Origin of the sequence: Algoriphagus winogradskyi (genome assembly GCF_900182815.1) — a bacterium.
In the GTDB taxonomy this organism is placed as follows: domain Bacteria; phylum Bacteroidota; class Bacteroidia; order Cytophagales; family Cyclobacteriaceae; genus Algoriphagus; species Algoriphagus winogradskyi.
This window is the reverse complement of record NZ_FXUA01000002.1, coordinates 913,435-932,926: the sequence shown is the minus strand read 5'-3', so window position 1 is coordinate 932,926 and position 19,492 is coordinate 913,435. Positions and strand designations below refer to the sequence as shown.

At 40.4% G+C, this 19,492-nt stretch carries 22 protein-coding genes and 1 tRNA gene; 14 read left to right on the top strand and 9 right to left on the bottom strand.

The window, feature by feature from the left end; translation table 11 throughout:
- Positions 1–176: 176 nt before the first annotated feature.
- The 3 genes from thrC to thrA are packed head-to-tail and all read right to left on the bottom strand — an operon-like array spanning position 177 to position 4,862.
- Positions 177–1,472, bottom strand: a complete 1,296-nt coding sequence (thrC, locus tag QOL76_RS08555) for a threonine synthase (RefSeq protein ID WP_283412532.1) — start codon at positions 1,470–1,472, stop codon at positions 177–179.
- Positions 1,473–1,476: 4 nt separating this feature from the next.
- On the bottom strand, positions 1,477–2,412 hold the full coding sequence (locus QOL76_RS08550; protein ID WP_283412531.1) for a homoserine kinase: 936 nt from the start codon (positions 2,410–2,412) through the stop codon (positions 1,477–1,479).
- Positions 2,412–4,862, bottom strand: a complete 2,451-nt coding sequence (gene thrA, locus QOL76_RS08545; protein ID WP_283412530.1) for a bifunctional aspartate kinase/homoserine dehydrogenase I — start codon at positions 4,860–4,862, stop codon at positions 2,412–2,414. The genes QOL76_RS08550 and thrA overlap by 1 nt, the downstream gene beginning before the upstream one ends.
- Positions 4,863–5,370: 508 nt before the next feature.
- Between thrA and QOL76_RS08540 the strand changes: the two genes are divergently transcribed.
- Positions 5,371–5,793: an META domain-containing protein gene (locus QOL76_RS08540; protein ID WP_283412529.1), complete on the top strand. Its 423-nt coding sequence runs from the start codon at positions 5,371–5,373 to the stop codon at positions 5,791–5,793.
- 7 nt (positions 5,794–5,800) lie between these two features.
- Here the strand turns inward: QOL76_RS08540 and QOL76_RS08535 are convergent, their stop codons facing one another.
- Genes QOL76_RS08535 through QOL76_RS08525 form a run of 3 tightly spaced genes read right to left on the bottom strand, consistent with a single transcriptional unit; the run spans position 5,801 to position 7,409 of the window.
- A complete protein-coding gene (locus QOL76_RS08535; RefSeq protein WP_283412528.1) occupies positions 5,801–6,256 on the bottom strand; it encodes a hypothetical protein in 456 nt (151 codons plus the stop codon).
- A 6-nt stretch (positions 6,257–6,262) separates the two neighbouring features.
- The gene (locus QOL76_RS08530; protein ID WP_283412527.1) at positions 6,263–6,715 is read right to left on the bottom strand and encodes a nuclear transport factor 2 family protein; all 453 of its coding nucleotides are present in this window, start codon (positions 6,713–6,715) and stop codon (positions 6,263–6,265) included.
- 16 nt (positions 6,716–6,731) lie between these two features.
- Entirely contained in the window at positions 6,732–7,409 is a 678-nt protein-coding gene (locus QOL76_RS08525) for an SDR family NAD(P)-dependent oxidoreductase (RefSeq protein ID WP_283412526.1), read from the bottom strand.
- A gap of 58 nt (positions 7,410–7,467) precedes the next feature.
- On the opposite strand from QOL76_RS08525, the gene QOL76_RS08520 reads away from it, so the two are divergent.
- Together QOL76_RS08520 and QOL76_RS08515 are read left to right on the top strand one after the other, a co-directional pair.
- A complete protein-coding gene (locus QOL76_RS08520; protein ID WP_283412525.1) occupies positions 7,468–8,361 on the top strand; it encodes a mechanosensitive ion channel family protein in 894 nt (297 codons plus the stop codon).
- Positions 8,342–8,680: an MGMT family protein gene (locus QOL76_RS08515; RefSeq protein ID WP_283412524.1), complete on the top strand. Its 339-nt coding sequence runs from the start codon at positions 8,342–8,344 to the stop codon at positions 8,678–8,680. Before QOL76_RS08520 ends, QOL76_RS08515 begins: the two co-directional genes overlap by 20 nt.
- Before the next feature lie 513 nt (positions 8,681–9,193).
- Here QOL76_RS08515 and QOL76_RS08510 read toward each other — a convergent pair.
- Complete coding sequence (locus tag QOL76_RS08510; protein ID WP_283412523.1) at positions 9,194–10,639, bottom strand: sodium:solute symporter; 1,446 nt, start codon at positions 10,637–10,639, stop codon at positions 9,194–9,196.
- A 53-nt stretch (positions 10,640–10,692) separates the two neighbouring features.
- Between QOL76_RS08510 and QOL76_RS08505 the strand changes: the two genes are divergently transcribed.
- From QOL76_RS08505 to QOL76_RS08470, 8 genes are all read left to right on the top strand, one after another.
- Positions 10,693–10,986: an ATP-dependent Clp protease adaptor ClpS gene (locus QOL76_RS08505; protein WP_283412522.1), complete on the top strand. Its 294-nt coding sequence runs from the start codon at positions 10,693–10,695 to the stop codon at positions 10,984–10,986.
- Positions 10,987–10,998: 12 nt separating this feature from the next.
- Positions 10,999–11,619: a recombination mediator RecR gene (gene recR, locus QOL76_RS08500; protein WP_283412521.1), complete on the top strand. Its 621-nt coding sequence runs from the start codon at positions 10,999–11,001 to the stop codon at positions 11,617–11,619.
- Positions 11,620–11,668: 49 nt separating this feature from the next.
- Positions 11,669–11,742 (top strand) — tRNA-Ala (locus tag QOL76_RS08495).
- 19 nt (positions 11,743–11,761) lie between these two features.
- The gene (locus QOL76_RS08490; protein ID WP_283412520.1) at positions 11,762–12,046 is read left to right on the top strand and encodes a GIY-YIG nuclease family protein; all 285 of its coding nucleotides are present in this window, start codon (positions 11,762–11,764) and stop codon (positions 12,044–12,046) included.
- Positions 12,047–12,371: 325 nt separating this feature from the next.
- Entirely contained in the window at positions 12,372–12,788 is a 417-nt protein-coding gene (locus tag QOL76_RS08485) for a hypothetical protein (RefSeq protein ID WP_283412519.1), read from the top strand.
- Positions 12,789–12,832: 44 nt separating this feature from the next.
- Entirely contained in the window at positions 12,833–13,255 is a 423-nt protein-coding gene (locus QOL76_RS08480) for a hypothetical protein (RefSeq protein ID WP_283412518.1), read from the top strand.
- Between the two features lie 16 nt (positions 13,256–13,271).
- Positions 13,272–13,544 carry a hypothetical protein gene (locus QOL76_RS08475; protein WP_283412517.1) on the top strand — a complete coding sequence of 91 codons (273 nt, stop codon included), beginning with the start codon at positions 13,272–13,274 and terminating at the stop codon, positions 13,542–13,544.
- Positions 13,544–14,380, top strand: a complete 837-nt coding sequence (locus tag QOL76_RS08470; RefSeq protein WP_283412516.1) for a Cof-type HAD-IIB family hydrolase — start codon at positions 13,544–13,546, stop codon at positions 14,378–14,380. The genes QOL76_RS08475 and QOL76_RS08470 overlap by 1 nt, the downstream gene beginning before the upstream one ends.
- A 52-nt stretch (positions 14,381–14,432) precedes the next feature.
- Here QOL76_RS08470 and QOL76_RS08465 read toward each other — a convergent pair whose 3' ends face one another.
- On the bottom strand, positions 14,433–15,110 hold the full coding sequence (locus QOL76_RS08465; protein ID WP_283412515.1) for a DUF2461 domain-containing protein: 678 nt from the start codon (positions 15,108–15,110) through the stop codon (positions 14,433–14,435).
- A gap of 132 nt (positions 15,111–15,242) precedes the next feature.
- On the opposite strand from QOL76_RS08465, the gene QOL76_RS08460 reads away from it, so the two are divergent.
- Positions 15,243–15,569 carry a DUF6364 family protein gene (locus QOL76_RS08460; protein WP_283412514.1) on the top strand — a complete coding sequence of 109 codons (327 nt, stop codon included), beginning with the start codon at positions 15,243–15,245 and terminating at the stop codon, positions 15,567–15,569.
- Positions 15,559–15,978, top strand: a complete 420-nt coding sequence (locus QOL76_RS08455) for a type II toxin-antitoxin system VapC family toxin (RefSeq protein WP_283412513.1) — start codon at positions 15,559–15,561, stop codon at positions 15,976–15,978. Before QOL76_RS08460 ends, QOL76_RS08455 begins: the two co-directional genes overlap by 11 nt.
- Here the strand turns inward: QOL76_RS08455 and QOL76_RS08450 are convergent.
- Positions 15,971–17,266 carry a UDP-N-acetylmuramoyl-tripeptide--D-alanyl-D-alanine ligase gene (locus tag QOL76_RS08450; protein ID WP_283412512.1) on the bottom strand — a complete coding sequence of 432 codons (1,296 nt, stop codon included), beginning with the start codon at positions 17,264–17,266 and terminating at the stop codon, positions 15,971–15,973. The two genes, QOL76_RS08455 and QOL76_RS08450, sit on opposite strands and share 8 nt — an antisense overlap.
- A 93-nt stretch (positions 17,267–17,359) precedes the next feature.
- Here QOL76_RS08450 and QOL76_RS08445 point away from each other — a divergent pair, with 93 nt between their 5' ends.
- Positions 17,360–19,444 carry a T9SS type A sorting domain-containing protein gene (locus QOL76_RS08445; protein ID WP_283412511.1) on the top strand — a complete coding sequence of 695 codons (2,085 nt, stop codon included), beginning with the start codon at positions 17,360–17,362 and terminating at the stop codon, positions 19,442–19,444.
- Positions 19,445–19,492: the final 48 nt, after the last annotated feature.

Sequence of the window (19,492 nt, the reverse complement as noted above, 5' to 3'; positions counted from 1 at the left end):
TTGCTCCTCAGCAGAGCTTACGTCCTCTTCAAATCTGTCGCAGATTATAATGAAATTTTATACCAAAGTCACCAACTATTTTTGACCACATTACCTAAATAGCAAACTTTCAGAGATTGGCATACGAAAGCCATATGGCTATAATCTATAATTAAATGAGGTATGAATTTAGCTTTTTAAAGCGACTTCAAATACCCCTTAAACGCCTCAAAATCATTCTCCAAAGCCTCCACTTTCTTCTCTCCATCCATAAAAGCAGCTAATCTCTCTGGAAGCTCAAGCTTCAAGTTCAATGCTTTTTCTACAGTTTCCCTGAATTTACCTGGGTGAGCTGTTTCCAAAAACACACCTTGGAAACCATCATTTTCAGCCATGAAATCTGTCAATCCCAAATACCCAACCGCGCCATGAGGATCCATAGTATAACCTGACTTTTTCACTTCCTGCATCGCTTTCTCAGTTTGCTCATCAGTGTAGAAATACCCTTTCACATTATCCTTTAAGGCCTTTTCATCATTACCATAAAGCGCCAAAAGCCTAGGAAAATTACTTGGATTCCCCACATCCATGCTGTTGCTGATCGTAGCAATCGAAGACATAGCTGCGAAATCAGCTCCGTTCAAAAAGTCTGGAACTACTTTATTTACATTCGTCGCAGCCACAAATTGATCTACAGGCAAGCCCATTCTTTGCGCTAATATTCCTGCTGCTATATTTCCAAAATTCCCTGAAGGAACAGCAAAAGCTACTTTTTTACCGTTTTGCGGAAGTCTGGAAAAAGCGTAGAAATAGTACAAACACTGAGGAATCCAGCGGGCAACATTGATAGAGTTTGCTGAAGTCAGCAACAGTTTTTCGTTTAACTCAGCATCCAAAAATGCTTCTTTAACCATCTTCTGACAATCGTCAAACACACCATCAACTTCCAGCGCTGTGATATTTTGACCTAGCGTAGTAAACTGCTTTTCCTGAAGCTCACTTACTTTTCCTTTAGGGAAAAGAATGATCACATCCACTCCATCCACTCCCAAGAATCCATTGGCTACCGCACTCCCAGTATCACCTGAAGTCGCTACCAGCACCCGGACTTTCCGATCAGACTTCTCCATTAGCATGCTCATCAATTTGGAACAGAAACGAGCTCCAAAATCTTTAAATGCCAATGTAGGCCCGTGAAAAAGCTCCAAGCTATAGACATCTTCTTCCACTTTCACCAGAGGCGCATCGAATGTCAGCGTATGATTTACCAAATCTTTGATCTGCTCTTGGTTGAGCGCCGAAGAAAACAAGGCTCCTATGACCTCGTATCCGATTTCCTGAAAAGTCATCTCAGGAAACTTTTGCAAAAGTTCTTTTGACAAAACAGGAATTTCCGTTGGCATATATAAACCTTGATCGGGCGCCAAACCTTTGATCACCGCTTCAGTAAGATTTACCTGATGTGCAGAATTATTTGTACTATAAAACTTCATCCTCTTATTTTTCTTCGATAACGTAAGCGCCTTGAGTGTTGATTTCAGAGAAATAAACATCTACGTCAAGACCAATTTTTGAAAATATTTCTTTGCCTGCTTCGCCTACGGCTTCGGCAGTTTCTTTTCCCCGAGAAAGGGCAAAAAGTGTAGGACCAGAACCTGAAATCCCCATTCCTAAAGCACCGGCAGCCTTCAAGGCTTCTCTTACTTCATAAAACCCCGGAAGCAAAACCGCTCGATAAGGTTCTGCGATCACATCCCGAAGAGATCTGGAAATCAATTGAAAATCACTTTCATACAAGCCTGCTATTAACCCCGCGACATTTCCAGACTGTATGGTTGCATGCTTCATAGGAATTTGGTCTCTCAGTACAGATCTGGAATCTGCAGTTTTTAGCTCATAATGTGGATGCAACAAGGTGCAATAAAGACCGTCAGGCACAGGAAGTTTGATCACATCCAGCGGATGGTAATCTCTTACCAACACAAAGCCTCCTAATAAACTTGGGGCAACATTATCTGCGTGCCCGGCTCCACAAGCCACTTTCTCCGCCGCTATCGCAAAAGGCAATAAATCTTTCTTTTCAAATGGATCACCCAAAAGCCTGTTGGCAGCTGCCAATGCAGCCACGGCACTTGCAGCACTTGACCCCATACCTGAGCCTAAAGGCAATCCTTTAATCAGATATATATTCATTCCAACATTGGAATCCAACTCATCCAACATGGCTTGAATAGCCACAGCACAGGTGTTTTTCTCCGCTTCAAGAGGGAGCTTCCCGTCGTCTCCATCAATAGAAACAACAACTAACCCCGGCTCATCCTTGAGAACCAGCTCTACAGTATCCCCCATCGCATCGATCGCAAATCCAAGGATATCAAATCCACAAGATACATTTGCTACAGTTGCTGGGGCAAAGGCTTTGACGGAGCGCATTATTCTCTAGTGTAGTTACCTATACGAATCACATCTGCAAACACTCCTGCAGCAGTTACGTCTGCACCTGCACCCGGACCTCTGATTATCATTGGTCTATCACGATATCTATCTGTTGTCAATAGAATCATATTGTCACTTCCTCCCAATCCACTAAATGGATGAGAAAGTGGAAGGGAATTCAACCCTACTTTCGCTTTGCCATTCTCCAAAGTTGCCATGAAGCGAAGTTTTTCTCCTTTTGCTTCTGCTGTTTTCAGCATGTCTTCAAAATCAACATCATGCGTTCTCAATACTTCAAAAAACTCAGGAACAGTACCCAAATTTTGACAATCTTTCGGCACCATACTTTGAATATCGATAGAGTCAAACTCCAAATCCTGCTCTGCCTCACGACCCAAAATCAGGATCTTCCTAGCCACATCCATTCCACTCAAATCATCTCTAGGGTCTGGCTCAGTAAAGCCAAGTTCTTTCGCTTTTTTTACCACCTCAGAGAAAGGATCACCTTTTTCAAGTTCAGAGAAAATATAATTCATCGACCCAGAAAGTACCGCTTCTATACGAATCACCTTATCTCCACTTAGCATCAAATCCTGTAACGTATTGATTACTGGAAGTCCTGCCGCTACGTTGGTTTCATACAGGAATTTCACTCCACGCTTTTTCGCCAAACGCTTAAGTGATTTGTATTGCTCCATGGAGCCAGAATTGGCTTTTTTGTTTGGAGTAACGATCGCAACTTTAGCTTCCAAAATCTGAGAATAAAGCTCAGCCACATCCTGGCTTGCGGTACAATCCACAAATACAGAATTGGAGAAGTTCATCTCTTCCATAGTTCTGATGAATTTACCCAAATCAGTTTGATCATCAGAATCACTCAGTTCATATGGATTGGAAAGGTCGAAGCCATCTTCATGGAAAGCCATATATCGACTGTTCGCAAGACCGTGGATCTGAATATCCAATTCATTATCCCCACGAAGCTTTTGCTGTTGGTTAGCTATCATTTTGATCAGCGCTTGACCAATCAACCCTGTACCAACCAAGAATACGTGAAGCACCTTATTTTCTGATAGGAAAAACGCCTCATGAAGCGCGTTCAGCGCCTTCTGCAAATCTGGCTGAGGAATCACAGCCGAGATATTCAACTCCGAACTCCCCTGCGCAATTGCTCCTACGTTAATATTGTTTCTTCCCAAAGCACGGAACATACGTCCCGAAGCACCTGGGTTATGCTTCATATTTTCGCCAACTACGGCTACAGTAGCCAAGTTATGTAGCAGTATGACCTCATCCATTTCTCCGGATTTGATTTCATAGAAAAACTCCTTTTCCACTGCCTCTTTTGCCAAATACGCTTCCTGAGTTTTGATCGCCAAGCAGATACTATGTTCAGAGGAAGCCTGAGAAATAAGCAAAATATTTACTCTCGCCTCAGCCAAAGCTTTGAATACTCGACTCGTCCCAACTGCAGAATCCAACATTCCTGGACCTTGAACCGTCACAATAGAAACATTTGGAATAGAGCTAATCCCTTTGATCAATGCTCCAGGGCTTACTTCCCCGTTGATCAGTGTTCCTGGATTTTCAGGCTCAAAGGTGTTTTTAATATAAATGGGGATGCTATTTCGCATCGCTGGCTGCATGGTCGCCGGGAAAATAACTTTGGCACCAAAATGCGAAAGCTCCATCGCTTCATTATAACTCAGCTGAGGAATGGTGAAGGCAGTGTAAACCAACTTCGGGTCTGAAGTCAACACGCCCGAAACATCTGTCCAGATTTCAAGACACTCAGCATTTAAAGCTGCCGCAAAAATGGCCGCTGTATAATCTGAGCCTGATCTTCCAAGTGTAGTAGTTTCTCCTTTTTCAGTAGATGCGATAAAACCAGTGATTACTTTGATTCCCTCATGCTTTGCAAAATAGTTTTTGATGGCAGCGTTGGTGACATCAAAGTCAACCTTCGCCTGACCGAATCGATCATTGGTACGGATTACTTCGCGTGCATCAAGAAACTGAGTTTTCAGACCATGTCCCTGCATGGATTCTGCAAGGATAAATGCCGCCAGCCTCTCACCAAAACTTGCCACATAATCCAGTGTGCGAACAGAATTTTCTTTGATCAGGTAAATGCCATGAAAAAGATCCTCTAACTCTTTGAATCGTACTTTCACAAAGGTCATCACGGTTGACTGGCTCTGTACAGAGATCAACTGACGTACGATGGTCAGATGCTTTTCTTCCAAAGATTGTAGGACTTCACGGTACGCCTCATCTCCTTCTCTAGCCAACTGGGCTATCTTCAATAAGCTTTCCGTCACTCCTCCAAAAGCAGAAAAAACAATAGCTGTTTCATGTTCTTTGAGCGTTTCCTTAATGATAGAAAAAACTCGCTGTATATTTTCAGGGTTCGCTACGGATGAGCCACCGAACTTGATGATTTTCATGTGTTATAAGTTGATTTTATGGGTCACATGGAATCTCGCATAGTTGATAATCATACCTCTGTGTAAACCTTCGGCTATGCTTGATTTCATAAATTTTACTTCTGGAATTAATTACTTGGGAAATTAATATTAGCCAATTAAGGCCTAGGGGGCGGGTACTTAAAATATATAGACGGGATTAACCCGTAATCGTGGTACCAATCCATGTCGTCATAGAAAAAGTGGTGCAGGCTCTCGCTTCCATAGCTGGAAGTAGATCTAGGTCTGAAGAGATTTTTACTGCAAATACCATAACTGGACAATTGACATGACAATCTTACTGCCAAAATTTTTATTACCCAAACAATCCATTGGGGATTTTCAAAAAAAACTGAAAGTTCATTGTAAATAACACAAGAATTTCCCCGAAAACTGAAATTCAAATAGAATCACTTTCTATCTCTCCATATAACGAAATTGAATTTGGAATCAAATTCATTAAATTAAAGGAGCCCAAAACCCTGCCGCTATGAGCGTTTTAAAAACTGTATCGATTGGATTAATATTCCTGCTATTCATAAATTGTACAGGTACCAAAGAAATTAATCCACTAAACCACCTCAAAAGTACAAGCTGGGCCCTTTCATCTTTAATGGGCCAAGGTCTAGATTTAAATCAGTTTAGCGGAGGACTACCAATGCTGAATTTCCTGGATGATGGTAAACTTGCCGGATTTTCAGGATGCAATAATTTCTCTGGAAACTTTCTACTGGAAAGCAGCGGGCTTCTACTTGATCCTGGTGCGATAACTAAAAAAATATGCCCAGGAAGAGGAGAACAAGATTTTATTGCGGTAATGAAAAAGGTAAAGAATTTTAAGATCAGTAAAGACAAACTCATCTTACTCGATGGTGACACCGAGTTGATGAGTTTTGTCCCAAAGAAGCAGTAATGTTGTTTTAGAGCAATTCTGTGATCGTAAGATTCCTACCACGGAATTCCACTTGGTCACCTTTCTTGCGTCCCACTAAAATTTCACCTAATGGAGAGCTTTTACTCAACATGAATAGTTTTTGTCCATCCACATTGACCTGTCCTAGGCTAATTGAAATCAAATATTGGTCAGATCCAACTTGAACCAAACTACCTTCCTGAATTGTAGCAGAAGGTTCTTTGATTGCCTGAAATCTACACAATTCATCAAACTCGAAATTAGCCTGCTTAAGCTGATTCTCTACAGTCATGAGATCTCGAGACATGGTTTCTCTGCCAGTTTCAAATTTATCCCCAGCACTACTTTTTGTGTCTTCTAAAATCCCATCATTGATCGCCTTTCGCTCGGCTTTCAATAGGTTGATTTTCTCTTTCACCTGCGCAATCGCAGTTTGGTAAACTTTTTCTTTAAACGTATTCATAAAATATCAAGAGCAGCCGTCTTTTCGGCGAGTATCGATGATGTAAACTATTTTCCAGCCTGAGGCCATTTTTACTAATTGAAAAGAATTCACGCCGCAATGGCTGAATTTGTCATTAAAATAAAACTCGTACGGAGTCCATGCTGTCGCCATTGGACCATCAATGTTAATTTGGTAATCGGTAATCCTTTCATCCAATTTTGCCTCTTCAGGCAGACTACCAATTCCCTTCACAAAGTCTGCCACAGATCCAGCCTTCACCATACCCGTTTCTCCGGTGGTTTCTATGGTCTGCATAATTGCATTTTCGGAAAAAACCGCCCCAATTTGTTCTACATTTTTCGCACGCATTCCATCAAAAAGAGACTCAATCACAGCCTTAACTTCAGCTTCATCCGACTGCGAAAATGCAGGAAAGACCAAAATAACGGAGAATAGGACGAATAGTAAATTTTTCATTTTCGATAGTTTTAACTTAAACTTCACCGTAAAGTTTGAATGTCATATTTCTTAATGCATGCGTATTGACCGCATAATGCATAGCCTCAGCAATTTCGTCTGCTCTCACCCACTTGCTGAAATCAGCGTCCGGCATAGACTCCCGATTTGGAGGCGTATCAATAATGCTTGGCACAAAAACATGCGATCTAATCGGAGTGCTTTTTGTCTCTTCACCTACTATCTCTGCAAGCGAAATCACCAATTTCTTACTCAAGGCATAAGCCAAAACATCCCTGGCATCCTCTACTTGCAGTGCCGGTCTAGCACCCACGAAAAGGAAAGTGCCTTTGCCCTGCTTTTTCATATGAGGCAAAAACCATTTGACTAAGTGAAAAGCAGAGAAAAAATTAAGCGTAAACATTTTTTCTAAATCCGACTGATTGGTATCTGATATACCTCCCATTGCAAAACCTCCAACCAAAAACGCCAATGCATCTACATCTCCGTATTGTAGGTAATATTCTTTAATAAAAGCTGCAACAGCCTTCTCATCAGTCACGTCTACTTCGTAAGAATCATCCGATTCTTCCACCTCTTCATTTTTTCCCGGATGAAGAAGTGCAATAATATGATATCCTTCACGCTTAAACTTTTCGACTACTGCCGAACCTAAATTCCCTCCTGCGCCTGTGATTATGATATTTCTGCTCATACTACTCCAATATTCTTTCTGATATTTGTTAAAATTAGGCTTAATTTTTCGAAAAGGCATGAATCAACTTAAAAGCATCATCAAGAATCAGGAAAACAAACGCAGGAGAAATTTCTTTTTAAAGTTTCTCCTACTTGTGGTTTTGATCACAGCTTTTGAATCAAATAGCTGGTTTAGCCCATTCTTCGATACGCATATCATCGCATCAAATCTGATCAGAGCTGCAATTTTCTTACTAAGTGGGAACTTGATTATTTCTCTAGCCAGAATTATCACGCTACAATTTTACCTGAAAAGAACGGAGGAATCGAGAGTTCAACCCAACTTTGTAATCGGTATTGATCGTCTTTCCAGCTTGCTAAATATTATTGTGTTTTTAATCACCTTGATGCTTGCTTTTGGAGTTCGTCCGTTGGAATTTCTCACTAGTATCACGATTGTTGCAGCAGCGATAGCTCTATTGACCAAGGATTACATCACCAATATTGTCAACGGTTTGATCATTATGTTTTCGGATCAGCTGGAAATTGGTGACAAGATTTTGATTGGAAAAAATGTGGGTTTTATACGGGATATTACACTGATCAACATGGTGCTGAAAACTGAGACAGGTGAGATTGTCATCGTTCCAAATACTCTTGTTTTGACCTCTGAAGTAGTAAATTATTCCAAAAACAACTCCCATCAAGTCATCCTGGATTCGGAGATCCCTTTTTATTCGGTGATTCAGTTGAATGATCTGGAAAAGGCTCTGAATAACTCTCTGACTGAATTTTCAGACTACATCTATGTGGAGGGGGCTCAGCTGAATGTAATCGAAAGAAAGCCAGAAAGCATCGTCGTCCGCTATCAATTCCCCATAAAATCCGGTGAAAAGGCCATAGAGAGAAATGTCACTAAAACCGTCAATCAAGCCCTTATCAGTTGGTCTAATGAAACCAGAAAAGCCTAATTACTTCGATCTCGTATACCAGGTAGTTCGCTTGATTCCGAGCGGAAGAGTAACCAATTATGGTGCAATCGCACATTATTTGGGTATAAAAAGTGGAGCAAGAATGGTTGGATATGCGATGAATGCTGCCCACACGATGTCAGACGTTCCAGCACATCGAGTAGTGAACAGCCAAGGCTTATTGACTGGAAAAGGTCACTTCTCCACACCAACTGAGATGCAGGAACTACTGGAAAAAGAAGGAGTAAAAGTCTTGAAGGACAAGGTCCAAGATTTCGATAAAGTATTCTGGAATCCAGAGGTGGAGTTGGTGATGTGAGAAATCATCAATCTAAATTAGATAAAGGAATAACCATGACGCCAACCCAAATGCGAGAAAAATAAATATCATCAAATATTGAGAGTGATTGAAATTGAAAATTTTTCGAATTGGTGTACTTGTTAGATAGTACATTAATCCAAAATATATCATCAGTTCTATAATAACTGAGAAATGACTTTTCTCTTCCTGAAACCCAGATGGAATGTAAAATTCGAGAGTTAAAAAAAAATTTAAAGCAAGCCAAAACACAAAACTAAACCATCCAATTTTTTTAAGCTTTGCCATCCCAAATGCAGAAGCAATAATCATCAAATTAATTGTAATAGTGACAGCAAAATATTTTACCTCTTTATTCCAAATTGGAATATTATGAGTCCCAATTAATTGTGGATTGTAATGATAAAAGAAAAATAAATAGGCACATAGAGCTAAAAAAAAAGATACTGAAGTAACTAAGCCAAGCCAATATAGAATCCTTTCATGATTCAATTTCAATGCATTAATCATATGCTACTCTTTCTTCCTCAACAAATACAACCCAAGGAACATAATCAGTCCATTCAGGATCAGGGCTTCGAAACCGAATTTATAACCCCAGAATAATTTCTCCGAATTAGAAGCTATCGCAAAAGTCATGACAGGAGCAATAACAGCGAGGTAAGGCACAAACTTATCCTTCACCTGCCATTTAGTAAATAATCCAAAAGCATATAGTCCGAGCAAAGGACCATAGGTATAGCCAGCAATTACAAAAACAGAATTGATTACACTCTGGTCATTGATCCAATGGAAAGCCAAGATCACAACAAACATCACAAAGGTGAATACGATATGGACTTTCTTCCGAACCGAAACCCGCTTTTCCACAGGATATCTTTTCTCTATCTCCAAAAAATCTATACAAAATGAAGTTGTCAGCGCAGTCAAGGTGGAATCTGCACTGGAATAGGCTGCAGCTGTAATGCCCAATACAAATATTATTCCTGCAAACGGTGAGAAATATTCTGTGGCAAGTAGTGGGAACAGCTCATCAGTTTTGGCAGGTATCTGAACGCCCTGAGTCTCTGCATAAAGAAAAAGTAACACACCGAGCGCTAAGAAAAGTAAGTTCACAAAGACCAAAATCGTCGTAAACCAGAACATGTTTTTCTGTGCCTCACCTATGTTCTTACAGGTCAAATTCTTTTGCATCATATCTTGATCCAAGCCTGTCATTACGATTGTGATAAATGCTCCAGAGATAAACTGCTTAAAGAAATTGGTACCGGCTTTCCAATCCCAATTGAAAATCTGTGATCGTGGATCATTGGAGACTGCTTTGAAATAATCACTCACTCCATCGAAGTTTAGTGCATTCCCCACCATGATTACACAAACCACCACTGCGGCAAGCATGAAAAAAGTCTGAAGCGTATCTGTCCACACCACCGTCTTGATACCGCCACGATGCGTATAAAGCCAGATCAGCCCAACTGTAATCAATACCGAAACCCAAAAAGGAATACCCAAGGAATCGAAGAGAATGAGTTGAAGGACACTTGCGACTAAAAAAACCCGAATCGAGGAGCCCAAAGTTCTGGAGAGAATAAAGAAAAATGCTCCTGTTTTATAGGACCAAAATCCGAACCTATCTTCTAGGTAAGAGTAAATTGAAACGAGATTCAGTCGGTAATAAAGCGGCAATAGCACTTTGGCTATCACGAAATAACCCAGCGTGTAACCCAAAACAACTTGGAAGTAAAAGAAGTTAGAATTGCCAACTTCCCCTGGGACAGATATGAAAGTAACCCCTGAAAGTGAGGCTCCAATCATCCCAAAAGCAACCAGAAACCAAGGCGATTGACGGTCTCCGGTGAAGAAGGTATCTGCCGAAACTTTACGGGAAGTGAAGTAAGAAATTAGAAACAGCAGCAAAAAATAGCAACAGATTACCAGTAGGACTAGTTGGGAATTCATAAATCGTATTGAAGTGGGTTCGCTAAGTTGTTCAATATTCTTAATTTTGCAAAATGAATCATTCAAACGACCCATTTCCATACATTGAGGAATCAGAAGTTCTGGTGGAGGATTTGATAGATATTGAATCTAACGACTTGATTGTCTACAATGACGAATTCAACACATTCGATCATGTAATCAAGATTCTGATGAAAGTCTGCAAGCATAGCATAGAGCAGGCAGAGCAATGCACCATCACCATACACTATAGAGGAAAATGTGCGGTAAAAAAAGGAAGTATCACAGAGCTAAAACCTATGTGTGAAGCTATATTAGATGCCGGAATCCAAGCCGCAATCGTTTAAATCCACTCAGAATTGAATTTCCCTTCCAAACTGATAGAGGATGCTGTCACCGAAATTTCCCGACTTCCGGGTATTGGTAAGAAAACAGCCCTTCGACTAGCTCTTCATCTGCTCAAGCAGCACGAGGCAAACACCGAAGCTTTAGCTTTGGCGATCACCCGTATGCGCTCTGAGATCCAATATTGCAAAACCTGCCATAATATCTCCGATGCCGAAGAATGTAGCATCTGCCTAAGTCATCGGCGCGACGGCTCCCTACTTTGCGTGGTCGAAGACATTCGTGATGTACTCGCAATAGAGAATACAAATCAGTATCAAGGAAAGTATCACGTGCTTGGCGGGGTAATTTCGCCGATACAAGGTATAGGACCGGAGGAATTGAAAATAGAATCTTTGCTAGCTAGAGTAGAAGCAGCTGCGCAAACTGAACCAATCAAAGAAGTGATTTTGGCACTAAGTGCAACTATGGAGGGCGACACTACATCCTTCTATCTCGCAAAAAAGCTGAAAGAAAAAGGAATTCAGGTGAGTTCTATTGCTCGGGGAATTCCTGTAGGCGGGGAATTAGAATTTACTGATGAAGTCACACTTGGCCGAAGTATCATGACCCGAATTAATTACGCAACCGAGTAAAATTTCCTTTGCACAGCAAAAACCTAGGTCTATATTTGCAAACCCAAATGGGGGATTAGCTCAGCTGGCTAGAGCGCTACACTGGCAGTGTAGAGGTCATCGGTTCGACTCCGTTATCCTCCACTTCAAAAGCTTCGCAGAAATGTGGAGCTTTTTGTATTTTCAAGGCATGTATTTCATTTACATCCTTTATTCTAGCAAAACAGACAGGTATTACATTGGTTCTACGGACAAAATTGAGGCACGTTTAAAGCATCATAATTCCGGCTCTACTCCTTCTACTAAAGCCGGAGCTCCAGATTGGGTCATAAAATATACAGAAAGCCTATCGGACCGGAGATCTGCACTCAAAAGAGAATTAGAAATCAAAAAGAAAAAAAGCAGGAAATATATTGAATGGTTAGTATCTGAAACTAATATCGATTAGATCAGCTGGCTAAAGCGTCCCGAAAGCATTCGGGAAGGTCATCGGTTCGACTCCGTTATCCTCCACTTCAAAAGCTTCGCAGAAATGTGGAGCTTTTTTTATATCCCCCAAACACATGGCTAAAGCGTCCCGAAAGCATTCGGGAAGGTCAACGTTTCTCCCAATAGTATTCGGGATTCACTTTTGAAAAGCTTTAGAGAAATGTGAAGCTTTTTTGTTTTTTTAGGATGCCGCTAATCTCTAGCTCGCGCAGAGCACTTTGTAGCACTTCCTTCCTCAACTCCGTATAGATAATACTTCTGAGCAATCTATAAATCGATTCGCTATGCGCAACCTATTGATTATATTCATGTTAGTATCGCTTTTATTCTCGTGTGATGACAATGATTGCAAAGGGTTTGACCTTGGAAAAGAATTTGAGATAGCAATCGATGAAACAATCCAAAACTGTCCTAAAAATATTTCCATTACACTTTTTGACATTCAGGATTCTCGTTGCCCGGCTGGAGCACAATGCATTTGGCAAGGAATGATTATGATCGAAGGAATGCTAACAATTGAGGGCAAGGACTATCAGCTTAAACTCAGTACAGAAGAATCCTTCAGTGGCTATCCTGTTCAATTTTCCACCGAAGAATATACTGTAAAATTGATCGACGCTGTCCCACACCTAGACCTTAACAGTCCACATAAGCCTGAGGACAAGCGTGTTATTTTAGTCATCTCGAAAAGATCTACCTAAGATTGTTTAAATTCGCATAAACCACCTTCCAGCTGGAATTCAATATGCGAAATCGGATTATTATACTTTCACTTTTTCTAGCCACCCTCAGCTCCTGTTCCTGCAATCCTGAGAATATCGCCAAGTTTGCTTTCAAAGGAATGGAAGCAATGATGGGTGAAGGGTTTATGCCTTCTGAAGAAATACGGATGCTCGGAAAGTTCCAAGGAATGAATGTCAACCTCAGCAAATCAACTGCAAATGATTCCACTACTTCTACGATTTTCCTGAAACTGGAAAATGGTGACCCTCTTGTTCTGGGGAATCAGCCCGAGGTTTTAGCCAGAAAATGCGCTGAACTTTATCTGCGGGATTTTGAAAAAGCTGAAGATTATCAACAAATTACAGTGCAGTTTATTCAAACAGACCCTACTAATCCTGAGAATGTGGCCATGCAGGAGTACCTGTTTGACACAAAAGATTTTTAACTAAACCTATTTATTGATGGAATTACCTAATGAATACAAAAAACCACCAACTTCTCTTGGAGAATGGATAATCGCGGTTTTGGTGAAACGCCTCCCTTTGATTGGTTTGATCATGCTTATTGTATGGGCAACAGACAAAAATACCGACCCTGAAAAGGCAAACTGGGCAAAGGCAGAGTTGATAGTCAAACTCATTATTTTCGCTCTTGTAATCATTTTTATAGCTGTTATTGGTTTTGGTGTATTTGCCAATTTTGCTGATGATGTAAACTGGTCTGACTTCGATTGATGGAAATAAAAGCTTTTTGCTCTGATATTGACGGAACCCTTCTCAATTCGGTGCGTGATTTATCCCCTCGCCTCAAAGCCGTGGTGAACGACTTACCCATGGAATTTCCTGTGATTTTAGCAAGTTCCCGCATGCCCGATGCAATGCGGCATTTGCTTCATGATATGAATAGATTTCCACAACCTTTGATTTGCTACAATGGTGGCTATGTCTTGAGTGCTGATGGAGAAGTGCTCGAAGATGTCAGCGTCCCTGTAGATTTGGTTGCCAAAATCCTTCATCTCACTCAAAAAACTGACATTCATGTGAGTTTGTATCAGGGAGAAAAGTGGTATGAGGAAAAAGACGATTACTGGTCACAGCGCGAGGTAAAAAACACGAAAGTTCAATGCGATTGGCTTCCAGGTCACGAGGTGGTTGATCTTTGGACAAAGAATAATTCTGGTGCTCATAAAGTAATGTGCATGGGAGAATCCAATGAGATGGCTTGGCTTTTTGGCGAATTGCACTCAGAACATTCCCTTGATTTGCATTTGTATAGATCCAGCGAAACGTATTTGGAAATCGCTCCAAAAGCCATTTCAAAAGCCACCGGACTTCGAAAAATTCTTGAGCATGCCTTTGATTTCGGAATGGAATCCGTGGTAGCTTTTGGAGATAATTATAATGATATAGACCTGCTACAATCTGTAGGCTGGGGAGTCGCTGTGGACAATGCCCGAATGGAGGTTAAAGCTGTCGCAAAGGAAATTACTCATCACAACAAAGAAGATGGTGTAGCGGCTGTATTAGAAAAAATTCGGGATTTCAATTTTGAAATTAGGCCTGAAATCTAGGATCTCAGTTCTATAGACTTGAATCTAGCGACTTGATACTTGCACTTAAAATCTACAATATTCCCGATCCGTCTTCCACATCCTCAATTGCTTTGGAAAGGAAATTTTGAAGTGGTCTCATTTTCTGAAAGCCATCCAAAGCGATATTTATGAAGTTTCCAGACTCAATATCCCGGTCTGAGATTTTGGAAGAAACAGTAAAGCTCTTTAACCTCAAGTATTCTATAAACTCATGATCAGCCTCGTAATCGCGTGGGCTTGTTTTGAGTTTTTCGCCCTCTATCTGGCCAAAAAGTGATTTAAAGTCTTTATTGCTTTCAATCTGTGTAAGTTCTGCTCCTGAGTAATCTATTTCTTTTCTGATTTTTTTCAACGTCTCTGCCTGAGGCATCCATATTCCTCCAGCCATAAAAGAATTGTCGGGTTGGATCTGAAGGTAATATCCTGGACCTTCTGACTTCTTTCCTTTAGGAGAAAAATAGGCGCCAAAATTAGTTTTGTATGGCATCTTGTTGGCAGAAAAGCGTATATCACGATTTTGCCTGAAGACACAATCTTTGGGCTTAAATACCAACAATTCAGGTTCCCATTCTCCTATTCCTTTCAGTAAAACTGCTACATCTTCCAAAAATTCAGCTCTGGTTTCCTGGTACCAATTTTTATTGGCATCCATCCATTCTTTGGAGTTATGTTCGGCGAGGGCTGCTAAAAAAGGTAAGTATGGGCGCATATTGTTGGTTTTTGTAACTATTGAAATCTGAAAATCGTCTGATATCGGAAACTTAAGTAAACTTTACTGAGGCAAAATTGATTTCAATACTGGAAGAAATCTTCTTAAATTATATGGAATAATCCAGAAGTCATGACAACGAAGGTAACATTAGACATCAACGAAAAACTTGCTGAAAAAGCAAAAAAGCATGCTGAAGAGCAAGGGCTAAGTTTATCTGCTTTGGTTGAAACACTTTTATCGGATGTGACTGAATCTAAGGAAAAAGTCTTAGAGAATATAAGCCCTAAAGACCCTGAACTTGTAAAGAGGATTTTGGATGGGACTGAGCCATTTCCTAAGAATTTGGAGACTTTTTTTGCACGTAAGCCAAAAATCAATCCTGAATTAGAGTATTCCGAATTGTCAGTAGACAAAAAGATTCTAACAGAGGAATTAATGAAAAAATATGGCTCATAATATTTTTGTTGATTCGGATATTTTCTTGGATACTTTATTAACGCGAGATCCATTTGTGGAAAAATCAAACGCAATATTTCTCTTGGCAGCGAACGGAGAAGTTTCAATTTTTTTTTCAAGCCTCATGATTTCTAATTCCTTTTACGTGGCTAGAAAAGAAATTGGGAAAGAGCTAACTATAAAGTCCATACAACAGATTTTAGAGTATTGCAAAATTCTTCCGGTTGGAGATGCCGAAATTAGAAACGCTTTCCGAAATGGATTCACGGATTTTGAAGATGCTATTCAATTTGAAACAGCCAATCAAAACTCGAGAATAGAAGCTATCATTACCCGTAATAAAAAAGATTATAAGTTATCCACCCTTCCAGTATTTACTCCGCAAGAATTCCTAGCCCTTTTTAAATAAAATCAACCAATCCTTCCAGCTTCATCCCGCGACTTCCTTTAATCAGAATCAGATAATCCTCCAATTTGCTATCCTGAAGCCAATTTCTAAATGAAAAAGGATCTGGGAAATACAATGCTTTTGGATATTTAGCCAGCGCTGAAACTATCAGCTGACCTGTAAAGCAGACCTTTTCAATTTCATATTCACTGATAAACTCTCCCAGCTTGGCATGCTCCGCTTCAGCATGATCTCCCAATTCAAACATATCGCCAAGGATCAGCATTTTATGCCTTTTGCCAGTCATAGCTCCAAAAGTCCGAATCGCAACTTCCATACTTGATGGATTTGCATTGTAGGCATCAAGTATGATCAAATTACTGCGCTTTTCAATCAATTGGGAACGCATATTCGATGGCTTGTATTCGACTATTCCTTCTACAGCTTTTTCCATCTCCACTCCGAAAAACTTTCCAATGGTCAACGCTGTAGCAATATTTCCAAAATTATAAGCACCGATTAGCGAACTAAGATAAACCTCTTCCGAGCCTTCAACTGAAAACTTCACAAATGGATTTGCTTCTTGAAAAGTCACTTCACAGAAATCCCCCTTTGCAGGATAAAGAATTGGACTTTCAAATCTCCTTGAAAAATTTGACAAGATTGGATCCTGAGAATTGATAAAAACCTTCCCGTCATTTACTCTCAAAAACTGGAACAATTCCGTCTTCGTTTTCAGCACTCCTTCCGGGCCACCCATTCCTTCCAGATGCGCTTTACCAATGTTAGTGATCACACCATGAGTCGGCTCGGCAATCAAGCAAAGCTCTTCAATATCTCCTTGCTTATTCGCTCCCATTTCCACAATTGCGATCTCATCTTTTTCATCAATCGCGAGTAAAGTTAGCGGTACACCTATATGATTATTCAGATTCCCAACTGTCGCGGCAGTTTTGGACTTCTTGCCTAAAACCGCCTTCATCAATTCCTTAGTGGTTGTTTTTCCATTTGACCCCGTCAATCCTATAATAGGAATAGCGAGTTGCCTACGATGATAATTTGCCAAATCCTGAAGCATCTTCAAACAATCTGCTGCTAAAAAATACCGCTCATCGTCTTCAACAAAATGAGTAATGTCATCAATCACGACTACCGAAGCTCCCATTTCCAATGCCTTTGGCGCGAAAGCATTGGCATCGAAATTTGGACCTTTGAGCGCAAAAAAGATATTGCCTTTTTCGATTTTCCGAGTGTCAGTGCTTACGCCAGTACTATTTTTGAAGAGAGTATATAAAATTGAAAGATTCATCGTTTTCGAAGGAATTAATTCCCAAAATAAAGGAATCATTCACATCTTTGGAGGGAGACAACCGTATTAATTTGTCTTAGCCATCACTATTCCATGCGTAAACTCTGGATTTTCATTTTTCTGATCAGCAGCCTTCAGCTGAATGCACAAGAAATTTTCCGAATAGATAAGCAGGCTGATGTTGAAGTCAGTGATGTTTTATTAACCTCTCCCTTCGCAGGAGGAATCAATTCCGCTCAACTAGAAACCATTGATCTAACTGGAGATGGGATCGAAGAATGGGTTACCTGGGACATCAATTCCCGACAGTTGTTAGTTTTCAGAAAAGAAGGTGAAAAATTCATTCACTTACCTGAATTAACTTATGCTTTCCCTACTGATATCAGTGGATTTCTAGTGTTGGCAGATTTTGATGGGGATGGTAAAAAGGATCTATTTACCTCCACTGCTCTCGGAATAAAAGCCTATAAAAACACTTCCAACGGCGGCCAGATATCTTGGAATGTTGCTCAAAACTTCCTGAAACTTGATGGCTCGGGCAACATACAAACGAATAATCTTGACACTCCTTTGATTCAGGATTTGGATGGAGATGGAGATTTGGATTTGGTGATTTTCAACTTTGCCGGAGGCGACTACATGGAGTTTTACAAAAACACCAGCGTAGAACGAAAAGGTACAGCCGATATGGATGGGTTTGCATTTGGTGTTAACCACTGGGGCGGCTTTGAATTCTGTGGTTGCGGAGATATTTCCTTCGGAAAAACCTGTGAAGGAAAAGATCTGAATTCCAGACAAGCAAATGATGAGAATGACCGCATCTTACATGCCGGGGGGCATTCTATTTTATATCAGGATTTTGATGGAGACGGAATCGATGATCTAATCTTGGGACGTGATGAGTGTAGCATTCTTTATTTTCTTCCAAATTCAGGAACTTCTTCCGAACCTATTTTCACCAGTTTCACAAACAATCTTCCTAACTATGGGGACTTTCCTGACTTCCCACTTTTCCACATTGGCCAGCTAATCGAAGAAGATTTTATCGTCAGTCTGAATACAAGTGAAGCATCTTCCAATTTCGGGATTGATTTTGCTAATTCCATTGTGAAAATTGATGCACAGGGAAATACTGACTTTGAGTTCTTGCAAAATCAGATGATTGACTTGGGAGAAAATACCAAGCCTTTCCACATTGGATCCAGTGCAAACGGCAACTTAGTAATCATTTCAAATAGGCTGAAAAACGGAGAAGTTATTGCCACAGAATCCATGTTTTCTCTGGAAAGTGAAAAGTTTATCTATGTGGATATTTTCAATGAGTCGCTTGAAAACCTAAAACTCGTTGATGCCCAAAAACTATATTACAGAGATAAAGAAAACAGAGTTCACCAGCTGATCACAGGAATATCGAGACAAGGGAGCATTCCAACCCAGCTACTTTTTGAGATAGAAAACTTGGAATATCAACCGATTACACTGGATGGATATACGCCGCAACGGGGGGACTACCTGCAGTTCTTCTATTTCGATAATAAAGATCACATGCTTGTCGCTTCACAAAATGGGAGCTTGGATTTGTATGCCGTTGATTTTTCCAATTATACTGCAAACCTCTTGGAGTCGGATTTCTTAGGGTTTGCTGACAATCCCGCCAATAGAAATTTAAGTGTTGCCGTAGTGCAAAAAACAAATCCTGACCTCTATACTGTAGATCAAAATGGGATAATGAGCAAAATTGAGGACTTCATGCAATCGGCTACGGTTTCGGAAGTATTAATCCAAATTGGAGATCAATATTTCCCTACGCGCTTGGGAAGAAATACTTGGATTACCACTGTTTCAGATACTTTCAAGGGTACCACCGATTTGATTTTAGGGACTAGGGCTGGGGGTTTGATCTATCTAACTTCCACAGCAGAATCCAATCCTAACGAAGACGAATATCAAATCATAGTTTACCCAAACCCAAGTGATGGGCCCATCAAAGTACTAACTAATAAGAGTTCCACTGGTACTTTAGTCAATTCACTTGGACAAGAACTCCTAAGTGACATTTCTATTCCAGCCAACACTGAAGTGGAAATCCAAGCAAGCTTTTTAACTCCTGGGCTGTATATTCTGATCTTTGAATCTGAAGGTAAATTCAGAGAATCCCGCAAAATCTGGATACGCTAATTACTTGAGAGGCTTTTCGGATTAGGTGAAATAGGGTAGATTTGGATA